Annotated in this window: 14 protein-coding genes and 1 tRNA gene; 11 read left to right on the plus strand and 4 right to left on the minus strand. The window is 45.2% G+C overall.

Features of this window, described 5'->3' with window-relative positions; all coding sequences use genetic code 11:
* Positions 1-8: 8 nt before the first annotated feature.
* Positions 9-1,049, minus strand: coding sequence for a type IV pilus twitching motility protein PilT (locus tag R8O10_RS07855; protein WP_005381015.1), 1,041 nt, complete (start codon positions 1,047-1,049; stop codon positions 9-11).
* Between the two features lie 28 nt (positions 1,050-1,077).
* On the opposite strand from R8O10_RS07855, the gene R8O10_RS07860 reads away from it, so the two are divergent.
* The 7 genes from R8O10_RS07860 (at position 1,078) to hemW (ending at position 6,135) form a co-directional block, all read left to right on the plus strand.
* Positions 1,078-1,779 (plus strand): YggS family pyridoxal phosphate-dependent enzyme, encoded by a 702-nt coding sequence (locus tag R8O10_RS07860; protein ID WP_064354309.1) that lies wholly within the window; start codon positions 1,078-1,080, stop codon positions 1,777-1,779.
* 159 nt (positions 1,780-1,938) lie between these two features.
* Positions 1,939-2,757 (plus strand): pyrroline-5-carboxylate reductase, encoded by an 819-nt coding sequence (gene proC, locus R8O10_RS07865; protein WP_064368777.1) that lies wholly within the window; start codon positions 1,939-1,941, stop codon positions 2,755-2,757.
* A 52-nt stretch (positions 2,758-2,809) separates the two neighbouring features.
* Entirely contained in the window at positions 2,810-3,367 is a 558-nt protein-coding gene (locus tag R8O10_RS07870) for a YggT family protein (protein ID WP_005381012.1), read from the plus strand.
* Positions 3,367-3,657, plus strand: coding sequence for a DUF167 family protein YggU (yggU, locus tag R8O10_RS07875; protein ID WP_005381011.1), 291 nt, complete (start codon positions 3,367-3,369; stop codon positions 3,655-3,657). The genes R8O10_RS07870 and yggU overlap by 1 nt, the downstream gene beginning before the upstream one ends.
* A 128-nt stretch (positions 3,658-3,785) precedes the next feature.
* Complete coding sequence (locus R8O10_RS07880) at positions 3,786-4,217, plus strand: DUF4426 domain-containing protein (RefSeq protein WP_005381010.1); 432 nt, start codon at positions 3,786-3,788, stop codon at positions 4,215-4,217.
* A gap of 118 nt (positions 4,218-4,335) precedes the next feature.
* Positions 4,336-4,938 carry an XTP/dITP diphosphatase gene (locus R8O10_RS07885; protein ID WP_005381009.1) on the plus strand — a complete coding sequence of 201 codons (603 nt, stop codon included), beginning with the start codon at positions 4,336-4,338 and terminating at the stop codon, positions 4,936-4,938.
* A gap of 18 nt (positions 4,939-4,956) precedes the next feature.
* Entirely contained in the window at positions 4,957-6,135 is a 1,179-nt protein-coding gene (gene hemW, locus R8O10_RS07890) for a radical SAM family heme chaperone HemW (protein ID WP_205461126.1), read from the plus strand.
* Positions 6,136-6,225: 90 nt separating this feature from the next.
* On the opposite strand, the gene glsB is transcribed toward hemW, so the two are convergent.
* From glsB to trmB, 3 genes are all read right to left on the minus strand, one after another.
* Positions 6,226-7,146, minus strand: coding sequence for a glutaminase B (gene glsB, locus R8O10_RS07895; RefSeq protein WP_005381007.1), 921 nt, complete (start codon positions 7,144-7,146; stop codon positions 6,226-6,228).
* A 98-nt stretch (positions 7,147-7,244) separates the two neighbouring features.
* Complete coding sequence (locus R8O10_RS07900) at positions 7,245-8,273, minus strand: TRM11 family SAM-dependent methyltransferase (protein WP_205461125.1); 1,029 nt, start codon at positions 8,271-8,273, stop codon at positions 7,245-7,247.
* Positions 8,274-8,290: 17 nt separating this feature from the next.
* Entirely contained in the window at positions 8,291-9,010 is a 720-nt protein-coding gene (gene trmB, locus R8O10_RS07905) for a tRNA (guanosine(46)-N7)-methyltransferase TrmB (RefSeq protein ID WP_005384506.1), read from the minus strand.
* A gap of 203 nt (positions 9,011-9,213) precedes the next feature.
* Here trmB and mutY point away from each other — a divergent pair, with 203 nt between their 5' ends.
* From mutY to R8O10_RS07925, 4 genes are all read left to right on the plus strand, one after another.
* The gene (gene mutY, locus R8O10_RS07910) at positions 9,214-10,290 is read left to right on the plus strand and encodes an A/G-specific adenine glycosylase (RefSeq protein WP_017635575.1); all 1,077 of its coding nucleotides are present in this window, start codon (positions 9,214-9,216) and stop codon (positions 10,288-10,290) included.
* 19 nt (positions 10,291-10,309) lie between these two features.
* Complete coding sequence (locus tag R8O10_RS07915; RefSeq protein ID WP_005381002.1) at positions 10,310-10,582, plus strand: oxidative damage protection protein; 273 nt, start codon at positions 10,310-10,312, stop codon at positions 10,580-10,582.
* 77 nt (positions 10,583-10,659) lie between these two features.
* Entirely contained in the window at positions 10,660-11,799 is a 1,140-nt protein-coding gene (gene mltC / locus R8O10_RS07920) for a membrane-bound lytic murein transglycosylase MltC (protein WP_005381001.1), read from the plus strand.
* Between the two features lie 100 nt (positions 11,800-11,899).
* Positions 11,900-11,975, plus strand: a tRNA-Phe gene (locus R8O10_RS07925).
* Position 11,976: the final 1 nt, after the last annotated feature.

Here is an 11,976-nt window from a genome sequence, read left to right on the forward strand (position 1 = left end):
TATGAACGTTACGAGAATTGCTGCACTTCTAATCCGATCTTACTATCGACCTCTTCACGAGCAACCATGCCTTGCGCCATTAACTGACGAGCATTTTGCTCCATGGTTTGCATGCCGTGAGCCGCACCTGTTTGAATGATCGAATACATCTGCGCGACTTTGTCTTCGCGGATCAAATTACGAATCGCAGGCGTTGCCATCATAATTTCATGGCATGCAATACGGCCACCACCATTACGCTTCAGAAGCTTTTGCGCGATAACCGAACGAAGAGACTCAGATAGCATCGAGCGGACCATATCTTTATCACTACCAGGAAAAACATCGATAATACGGTCAATAGTTTTTGCCGCCGAGCTGGTATGCAACGTCCCGAAAACTAAGTGACCCGTTTCTGCCGCCGTTAAGGCAAGGCTGATGGTTTCTTTATCACGCATCTCACCGACTAGAATCACATCCGGGTCTTCGCGCAATGCACTACGCAAAGCATTTTGGAAACTATGGGTGTCACGGTGAACTTCACGCTGGTTGATCAAACATTTATTGTTGTTGTGAACAAATTCAATCGGATCTTCAATTGTGAGTACGTGCTTGTTGTGATTACGGTTAATGTAGTCAACAATGGCTGCTAAGGTCGTCGATTTACCTGAACCTGTTGGGCCAGTGACCAGAACTAAGCCTTTTTCAGCGTTCGCAATTTTTTTGAAGATCTCTGGCGCTTCTAGCTCTTCCAGAGTTGGAATGCTACTTGGAATGGTACGGAATACTGCCGCACAACCGCGAGATTGGTTGAAGGCGTTGACACGGAAACGGCCAACGTTATGCAACTCAAAAGAGAAATCGACTTCGAGTTTTTCTTCGAACTCACTGCGTTGGGCATCGTTCATGATTTCGAAAACCAAACGATGCACTTCTTGGTGTGTAAACGCTGGAATACCTAGTTTTCTCACATCCCCATCAATACGAACCATTGGTGGGACACCTGCAGAAAGATGTAGATCCGAGGCATTATGTTTTACACTAAAATCCAGTAACTCAGTGATATCCATTTAAAATCCTTAAGTCTAAAGTACAGCTATGAGTAGTATTCAACAAAATATTGAACATATCACCTCTCAAATTCGATATGACGAGCAAAAATGTGGTCGAACGCCAGAGTCAGTGCAACTTCTAGCGGTAAGCAAAACTAAACCTGTCGAGGCAATTCTCGAAGCCTACCGAGCGGGACAAACCGCCTTTGGTGAAAACTACGTCCAAGAGGGCGTCAGTAAAGTTCAGCACTTTGCCGAGCATTATCCAGATAATCGAATCGAATGGCACTTCATTGGCCCGATTCAGTCGAATAAATCGCGACTTGTTGCCGAACATTTCGATTGGGTTCACACCATCGATCGAACCAAGATTGCTCAACGCCTGAATGATCAGCGTCCAAGCGAACTTAAACCGCTACAAGTTCTGATTCAGGTTAACACCAGTGGTGAGGCATCTAAGTCTGGTGTCACTGAAGCGGAAGTATTCGAGCTGGCGGAGTTGATTTCTCGCCTACCCAACCTCACTTTAAGAGGGTTGATGTCGATTCCTGCCAACGTGTCTGACTACGAATCACAACTCCATGAATTTCAGAAGTTGGCTACGTTGAAGCAAACACTCGAAGCACAGTTCCCAGAAATCGATACATTATCAATGGGAATGAGTGGTGATATGACCGCAGCAATCGAAGCTGGTAGTACAATGGTTCGTATTGGAACCGCTATTTTCGGCGCACGAGACTACAGCTAAATCAACAAAACGCTCACTCGCGACATAAGTTATGTCGCCAATCGTTAGAGCGTAAATGCGCAATCATCTTACTCGCCAATAGGAGCAGTAAGTAACAGCGGCGCCATTATACACCTGAGCGCACAACAAATTCTAAATATCATGATGGAAATCAGACAAATGGAACATAAAAAAATCGCCTTCATTGGTGCTGGCAACATGGTGAGAGCCATTGTTTCCGGCTTGGTTGCTAACGGATACCCAGCGCAAAACATTACCGCGACGGCTCCTTCAGAGGCTCGCCGCCTTCTGCTAGAACAAGATTTTGGCATCCGAACCACCAGCGATAACATCCAAGCTGCGACCGAGGCGGATGTGGTGGTATTGTCTGTAAAACCGCAAATGATGGCGGATGTCTGTAAACCACTGCAATCGATCGATTTCACTAATAAACTGGTGATTTCTATTGCCGCAGGCATCAACTGTTCACGATTGGATGATATGCTAGCCACCAAATTGAACTTGGTTCGTGTTATGCCAAATACGCCATCACAACTTGGGTTGGGTATGAGTGGTTTATTCGCACCAACTCATGTAACCGAGCACGACAAAGCTTTTGCCGCAGAGTTAATGGAATCGGTCGGTAAAGTATGCTGGGTTGAGCAAGAGTCTGGCATCAATAATGTGATTGCCGCAGCGGGCAGTGCTCCAGCATACTTCTTCCTGTTTATGGAAGCGATGCAAGCAGAAGCGATTGAGCAAGGCTTTGATAAAGAGACCGCTCGACTATTGGTTCAGCAAGCTGCACTGGGCGCGGCCAGTATGGTGGTTAGCAACCCAGAAGCTGAGCTATCGACCCTGCGTGAGAACGTGACATCGAAAGGTGGGACAACGGCAGAAGCACTACGTACATTCAACGAACATCAACTTTCAGATATTGTCGCTAAAGCCATGCAAGCTGCTGTGGCTCGCGCGGAAGAAATGGAAAAACTGTTTTAATTATTTGGATGAACTCCGTTTAGTATCATCCATCACTTGTTAAGGGTACCTTATGAATTCAATGAGTTTTCTCATCTCAACCCTATTTGACCTGTACATCATGGTCGTAATTTTGCGAATTTGGTTGCAAGCTGCACGCGCAGACTTCTACAACCCATTCTCGCAATTTATAGTAAAAGCGACTCAGCCGGTCATTGGTCCATTGCGCCGCGTTATCCCTTCCGTGGGGAATATTGACCTAGCAACCGTGTTGTTTGCCTACGTGTTGTGTGTGCTTAAATTTGTCGTGCTTATCCTAATAGCTTCGAACGGTTCCGTCTCTTTCAGCGCTGACTTCTTATTCTTGGGCTTACTATCATTAATCAAAGCCGCAGGTGGCCTATTGTTCTGGGTACTATTGATCCGTGCAATTTTGAGCTGGGTAAGCCAAGGCCGCAGCCCTATCGAGTACGTATTCCATCAACTGACCGAGCCAATGTGCGCTCCAATCCGTCGTATTCTTCCGGCTATTGGTGGTCTTGATTTAAGCGTACTGGTGTTATTTATCGGCTTGCAGTTCGCGAACTTCTTAATGGGCGATATCATTGGTCCAATTTGGTTCCAGCTATAATGTCAGCTGCAGTTTGGCAAGATGGTGAGGACATCATCCTGAAGCTCTATATTCAACCTAAAGCTAGCCGCGATAAAATCGTTGGCTTGCATGGTGAAGAGTTAAAAATCGCCATTACTGCTCCACCTGTCGATGGCAAAGCTAATGCACACCTAACTAAGTTCTTAGCCAAGCAGTTTAAAATCGCTAAGGGTTTGGTTCACATAGAAAAAGGTGAATTAGGACGGCACAAACAAATTCGGATAGAATCGCCTACCCAGATACCGACAGAAATTAAAGCCATCATATGATGGCTTTTTATTTACGATTTTGTACCACACTTACTAATACCAACGACTGAGTACGCATTTTTTACCCCCTGACCAAGGTAAAATTGCAGCTATGGTTGTTTTATAACAAGTGCTTTGAGGAAGTAACAATGAGCAAATGGATTACCGCATTACTGATTAGCCTGTTGTCGTTACCAAGCTTCGCCGATCAGTTTAAAAATATGAAAGATATCGAAGTACACTATGTCGCGTTTAACTCAACATTCCTAACACCCAAAGTCGCACGTAGCTACGATATCAAACGTAATGGATACCTCGCTGTGGTTAATATTAGCGTGTTAGATAGAGCTTCATTGGGTAAACCAGCATTAGAAGCAAAAATTGCTGGACGCGCGAAGAACCTTATCGGCCAAACTCAGACCTTGACCTTTCGTGAAGTCAAAGAAGGCAATGCGATATACTATTTAGCCGAACTACCAATTACCCACGAAGAAACTTTTACTTTCGATATTGACGTAAAAGCTGGAAACAAAGGCTCAGGTAAGCTTAAATTCACCCAGAAGTTTTATGTTGAAGAGTAATTGGGTTGTGATGTTCCAAAAGCTTTTGGATCTAAGCAGGCTAAAAACCACTTATTAGTTAAAGAATATCTAGAGGAGAACGATTTGTTCTCCTCTATCACTATTAAAAGAGATTCCCATGAAAAAAATTGTGCTAGCAACTGGTAACCAAGGCAAAGTTCGTGAAATGGCAGATTTATTGTCTGACTTCGGCTTTGAAGTATTAGCGCAAAGTGAATTCAATGTATCGGAAGTAGCTGAAACGGGTACAACTTTCATTGAAAACGCAATCATTAAAGCTCGCCATGCCGCACAAGAAACAGGGCTTCCTGCCATTGCAGACGACTCTGGATTAGAAGTCGATTTCTTAAAAGGCGCTCCGGGCATTTACTCTGCACGTTACGCAGGCGAGAGCGCATCTGATCAAGAGAATCTAGAAAAATTGCTAGCGGCAATGGAAGGCGTACCAGAAGCAGAGCGTACAGCACGTTTCCACTGCGTATTAGTCCTCATGCGTCACGAGAACGACCCAACGCCTATCGTCTGTCACGGTAAATGGGAAGGCCGAATTCTAACTGAAGCACACGGTGAAAATGGCTTTGGCTACGACCCTATCTTCTTTGTTCCTGAAGACAACTGTGCGTCAGCCGAACTTGAACCTGCACGTAAGAAACAACTGTCTCACCGCGGTAAAGCGCTCAAGTCGTTGTTTGCTCAACTGTCTGAGCAAGTGTCTCAGTAATCACGAGCGAATTAGACCATGTTAACGCCCCCAGCACTCAGCTTGTATGTACACATCCCTTGGTGTGTGCAAAAGTGCCCGTATTGCGACTTTAACTCTCACGCGCTCAAAACCGAGATTCCAGAAGAAGAGTACATCAGTGCCCTTTTAGAAGATTTGGATACCGACATTGAGAAATATCGACTTAACGAAGCGCCACGTCCACTGCATTCAATCTTCATTGGTGGTGGTACGCCGAGTTTGATTTCGGCAGAAGGCATCGAGCGTCTACTTAAGGGCATTGAAGCGCGTATTCCGTTCAAGCCTGAAATCGAAATCACCATGGAAGCGAATCCAGGCACCATCGAAGCAGAGCGTTTTGTTGGCTACCGCAAAGCTGGTGTAACGCGTATCTCTATCGGCGTGCAAAGCTTTGAGCAACAAAAGCTTGAGCGTTTGGGGCGCATTCACGGCCAAGACGAAGCCGTCAATGCTGCTAAGCTGGCGCACCAAATCGGTTTGAACAGTTTTAACCTCGATCTCATGCACGGCTTACCTGATCAAAGCATCGAACAAGCCTTGGCAGATTTGGACAAAGCGATTGAGTTGGCACCGCCGCACTTGTCTTGGTATCAGCTGACCATCGAACCAAACACCATGTTCTACTACAAGCCACCAACGCTACCTGACGATGATGACTTGTGGGATATTTTCGAGCTCGGACACCAAAAACTTGCAGCCGCGGGTTATGTGCAATATGAAATCTCCGGTTACAGCAAGCCGGGCTATCAGTGTCAGCACAACCTCAACTACTGGCGCTTTGGTGATTACCTTGGTATCGGTTGTGGCTCTCATGGCAAACTCAGTTTTACCGACGGACGTATTATTCGAACGACAAAGGTAAAACACCCGCGAGGCTATTTAGCGGCTTATCAAAATATGGTCAAACCTTATCTGCATACGGAACATGTCGTCGCGGATGAAGATCGTCCATTCGAGTTCTTTATGAACCGATTCCGCTTAATTGAAGCCTGTCCGAAGCAAGATTACGTGGACACCACGGGCTTACCGATTAGTACGATTCAAGAAACCATCAACTGGGCGATAGAAATGGGCTACCTGAGTGAAACGCCTACCCACTGGCAAATTACTGAAAAAGGGAAGCTCTTCCTTAATGATTTGCTCGAAGCCTTTATGGCCGAAGAAAGCGAAGAGTAACGCAACCCCAAAACAAAAAAAGCCTCTCAATTGAGAGGCTTTTTATTTAGAAACAGTACCACCCTAAATAAGGTTGACACATTTCCAATATTAGAAAATTGAACGGCCAATTCGCTCTGAGAGCAGCTCAAGCGCCTTAGTACCAGCAAGCGAGTTACCTGAAGGATCAAGCTCTGGAGACCATACTGAAATGGTCATTTCACCAGGTACTACCGCGATAATGCCACCACCAACACCAGACTTACCAGGCATTCCAACGCGATAAGCAAACTCGCCCGCGCCATCATACAAGCCACACGTTGCTAACAGTGCATTAAGTTGTTTGGTTTGCACAGGAGAAACTACAGGCTTACCCGTTTGTACCGATGTGCCCTTGTTTGCTAAATAGCTAAACGTTTTAGCCAAATCGACGCAACTCATCTTCAGCGCACAAGCGTGGAAGTAGTTTTGTAGTACTGGAATCACTTCATTTTCGAAGTTGCCAAACGAACGCATGAGATATGCAATCGCCGCATTACGATCACCATGCATCATTTCGGATGCCGCAACGACTTTGTCATACACAATATGGGTATCACCAGAAAGCTGACGCACAAATTCCAACAGGCGCTGACGAGGTGCAGATAAGCGAGTTTGTAACAAATCTGCCACTACTATCGCTCCAGCATTTATAAATGGATTACGAGGAATACCTTGCTCCATTTCTAGCTGGATTAGCGAATTAAATGCCTGCCCCGAAGGCTCTTTTCCCACTCGAGACCAAATTTCTTCTTGCTTGTACAAGCACATCGCTAACGTCAAGCTCAATGCTTTTGAAATAGATTGGATAGAGAAAGGTTCATCGGCATCACCCGCCTTAATAACCTCACCTTCGTTGGTGTATACCGCAATACCTAACTTGTTGCTGGGTACTTTTGCCAGAGCAGGAATGTAATCAGCCACTTTACCTTGGCCGATTAAAGGGCGTACTTCCGCCAAAATATCTGTCAAAATTTCCACTGTCGGTTTCATTCTCTACCTTCTATTTACAAGAGAGCTCGTTGAGCTCAGAGGTAAAAAAAGCCAACGTGTCGTTGGCTTTTCCATAGGGTTCGTTCGACTCAAGTCGATTATGGTTTTACTGCCACAATAATATTGCGGTTGATAGATTGATCAACACGGTGAAGATAACCGATGTAAGGCTCTTCTGAAAGTACCTTCCAACCTTGCTCTTCAAATAATGCCGCGACATCTTTCCATTTCAATGTAAATTCATTGAAAGACAACACCACTGAACCTTGTTTTTTCAATACCACTTTCCATGCAGGCAGAGCCTCTTTTAAAAGCTCTAGTGGGCTGCGGTTCAGTTTGCTGTCCTTGGCATTTTTGCTGCCGTGCTGCACGCCATAAGGCAAGTCAGACACCATCACATCAACTGAGTTCTTTTTCACGACTTGATCAGCGATACGAGTATCAGCCGAATACAGCTTCATAAACTGAAGATGGCCTTGGTTGTAATCTTCTTTATTTGCTGCAGCTTCAACCACGAAACCATCCGCCACTTTCTTGCCACCCGCAGTGCGCTTTTCTTTGCTCACTTTGTGCTTAAAGCGGCCATTCTTCATGAACTTAACAATAAAGGTCTGGATCTCTTGCACCCACTTGGCGTTGATCTCAACCCCTACCACGTTCAAACCGTGGATCAAGCCTTCAAATAAGGTTGTACCTTTACCACACATTGGATCCATTAAGGTCAGTTGTTCACTTCCCGTATTGGACGCACTAATGCCGATATTCACCATCAAACGGGTAAACTGCTCGTTTGTTTTCCCGGTGTAGCGCAAAATCTGGCTCATACTTTCCGGGAAAGTGTTAAATACGGGCGCTTGAACTGGTCGAAGTAAACCATCTTCGCGCACTTCAAATAGCGCATAGTAAATCGAAGAGGCTGCGATTCTTCGCGCCTGCTCATCGGTTAGCGCTTCCTGACAAGAAAACACCAACGCAGCAGGTAAGCCAACGTTTTTACTACCAATTTCTGTCACATCCACGCCTTGTGAAGCTAAAATTGCTTTTAGTTCAGAACAGGCAATGGTCATTGCGCTATCAAAGTAAATTCGGTTATGACCCGGATTCGCTAATATCGCGTAATGGTACATCCCATGAACTCCTCTGGTTACGCAATACGCTTATATTTGATATCCCAAACACCGTGACCAAGACGGTGACCACGAGCTTCAAACTTCGTTAGCGGGCGATCGTCTGGACGAGGAACGAAATCACCATCTTTAGCAATGTTTTCGAAACCTGGCGCTTGGTTCATCACTTCAATCATGTGCTCTGCGTAGTTTTCCCAGTCGGTCGCCATGTGGAAGATACCTTCATTAGGGATAAGCTTCTCACGCACCATTTCCGCAAAACCTAATTGAACAATACGACGCTTGTGGTGACGCTTCTTATGCCAAGGGTCTGGGAAGAACAATTGCAGTGTCGATAAGCTGCCATTTGGGATCATGTGTTCGAATACTTCTACCGCATCGTGACACATTACACGCAGGTTAGTAATTCCCGCCTCGCGAGCATCGGCAAGACAAGCACCAACGCCTGGGCTATGAACTTCGATACCGATGAAGTTTTTCTCTGGCGCGTTCTTTGCCATTTCAACCAATGAAGCACCCATACCAAAACCGATCTCAAGCACTACTGGGTTATCGTTGCCAAACACCTCTTTCCAATCGAGAAGTTCAGCTTTGAAGTCAATACCCATCGTAGGCCAGCATTCATTCATCGCGCTCTCTTGACCTTTAGTCAAACGCCCTTCACGGCGTACAAAGCTGCGGATTTTGCGGATCAGCTTTCCGTCTTCGTTGTATTCGTTAGTGGTTACTTCACTCATTGATTTTGCCTGCACATTGATTAATCAAAGCGGGGATTATCCAAAGAATTTACTTAGGTGCAAGTATTTGTTGAGCTCTTGGTCTATGGCAACCCAAAAGCAACGACACACCTCTTTATATCCCTACTGTTTATCCGTTGTACTTCTTGCCCATTATGTGGTGCAATTTTGCACCTAACCAATAATAGAATACAGAGCAAGTCGTGACACCTTTCGCCAGTGCCATCCTAGAATGGTATGACGCATATGGAAGAAAAGATCTTCCGTGGCAACAAAATAAGACCGCATACAGTGTCTGGTTGTCTGAAATTATGCTTCAGCAAACTCAGGTCACTACGGTTATTCCGTATTACCAACGTTTCTTGGAGCGCTTTCCAACCGTGATCGATCTTGCCAATGCTGAGCAAGATGAAGTCCTACACCTTTGGACTGGCTTAGGGTATTACGCCCGAGCCCGTAACCTTCACAAAGCAGCACAAGAGGTCGCCTCTACATACAATGGTGAGTTTCCTCTTGATATAGAGAAAATGAACGCCCTACCGGGGATTGGTCGCTCTACCGCTGCCGCCATTTTATCGTCTGTGTATAAACAACCACACGCGATTCTTGATGGTAACGTGAAGCGCACCCTATCCCGCTGTTTCGCAGTTGCAGGATGGCCAGGACAAAAAAAGGTTGAAAACCAGCTGTGGGAAATTGCCGAAACGCACACCCCACAAACGGATGTAGATAAGTATAACCAGGCAATGATGGACATGGGCGCAATGGTCTGCACACGCAGCAAACCCAAATGTAGCCTCTGCCCTGTTGCTGATCTGTGTGTGGCAAAGCAACAAGGTAATGTGCTCGACTACCCGGGCAAAAAACCGAAGAAAGATAAGCCAATCAAGCAAACTCGTTTCGTGATGCTTCACCACAACACCGAAAATGGTCATGAGGTGTGGTTGGAGCAAAGACCACAAACAGGCATTTGGGGTGGCTTATTCTGCTTCCCACAAACCGAACATGTGGATGCAGAAAGCGACATTGAATTGCTACTGGATCAACGGGGCATTCAAGCCAGCAATATCAAACAGAAGCAAACACTGATTACCTTTCGTCATACATTCAGCCATTACCACCTAGATATCACGCCAATTTTGATTGATTTATCAAAGCAACCGGACGTGATAATGGAAGGCAACAAAGGTCTTTGGTATAACTTATCTAAACCTGAAGAAGTCGGTTTAGCCGCGCCAGTAAAACTATTGCTGGAAACGCTACCCCACGAACTTCGTTAATTGAATACAAGGAGTCATTATGAGCCGCACTGTATTTTGTGCTCGACTAAAGAAAGAAGGCGAAGGTCTAGACTTTCAACTTTACCCTGGTGAACTAGGTAAACGCATTTTCGACAACATCTCGAAAGAAGCGTGGGCTCAGTGGCAACACAAACAAACCATGTTGATCAACGAGAAGAAACTCAACATGATGGATCCAGAACACCGCAAACTGATCGAAACAGAAATGGTAAATTTCCTCTTTGAAGGAAAAGACGTTCATATCGAAGGTTACACACCGCCGAGCGAATAAAGTCGCTTGAGTTAAACAATGGCATCACAACCATTTGTGGTGTCATTTTTCTATTACCTTCAATAACTCTGATACTTATGAAAAAAATTGTCTTTATTGCTGCCGCACTTTTAATGGCAGGCTGTAGCCGTGAATTCGTCGAAAAGATTTATGACGTCAACTACGAGCCAACAAACCGTTTTGCCAATAACTTAGCTGAGCTACCAGGACAATTTGAAAAAGATACTGCGGCGCTAGATGCCTTAATCAATAGCTTTTCAGGCAATATTCAAAAGCGCTGGGGTAAAAAAGAAATCAAGTACGCTGGCAAGAGTAATTACGTTAAGTACATCGATAACTACCTTAGCCGCGCCGAGGTCGACTTTCGCAAAGGCGTGATCACGATAGAGACCGTATCACCGACCGAGCCCCAAAAACACCTAAAAGACGCGATTGTCACCACCTTATTAACACCAGACGATCCCGCTCATGTCGACTTATTCTCCTCTAAAGGTATCACGTTAGAGGGGCAACCATTCCTGTATAAACAAGTTGTCGACCAAGACAATAAGCCAATTCAATGGTCTTGGCGGGCAAACCGATTTGCGGAATACCTAATCGCAAATAAAATAAAAACCAAAAATGTAGATTTCAAGAAAGCGTATTATGTCGAAATTCCCATGGTTGAAGACCACTTTTCAACACGCAGCTACCAATACGCCGATATCGTGCGTCGAGCTTCCAAGAAATACGACATTCCAGAAGACTTGATATACGCCATTATTAAAACCGAGAGCAGTTTCAACCCATACGCGGTAAGTTGGGCAAATGCATATGGCCTAATGCAAGTTGTACCTAAAACCGCGGGACGAGATGTGTTCAAACTCGTGAAAAAGCGCTCAGGCCAACCAAGCCCTGAATATTTGTTTAATCCAGAAAACAACATAGATACTGGTACTGCGTATTTCTATATCTTAAAAAATCGTTATTTAAGAGAAGTCCGCCACCCTACCTCTCTCGAGTACAGCATGATTTCAGCTTACAATGGCGGTACTGGAGGAGTTTTAAACACATTTCATCGCAGTGATCGCAAACGCGCAATGCAAGATCTTAATTCATTGCAACCCAACCAAGTTTATTGGGCGTTAACCAAGAAACACCCGAACGCAGAAGCGCGTCGCTACCTAGAAAAAGTTACAAATTTCAAAAAGGAATTTAACTCGAAGCAAACTTTGTAGTGATAGTTGAATAAAAAGCGTTCGAACAACCACTTTTTTGAAATTATTTAAAAAAAGTGGTTGACGCAACGCGGGAAAATCCGTTTAATAGCGCTCCGTTGCCCGGATAGCTCAGTCGGTAGAGCAGAGGATTGAAAATCCTCGTGTCGGTGGTTCGATTCCGCCTCCGGGCACCAC

Origin of the sequence: Vibrio sp. 1727 (assembly GCF_033344415.1) — a bacterium.
GTDB classification, from domain to species: Bacteria; Pseudomonadota; Gammaproteobacteria; order Enterobacterales; family Vibrionaceae; genus Vibrio; species Vibrio alginolyticus.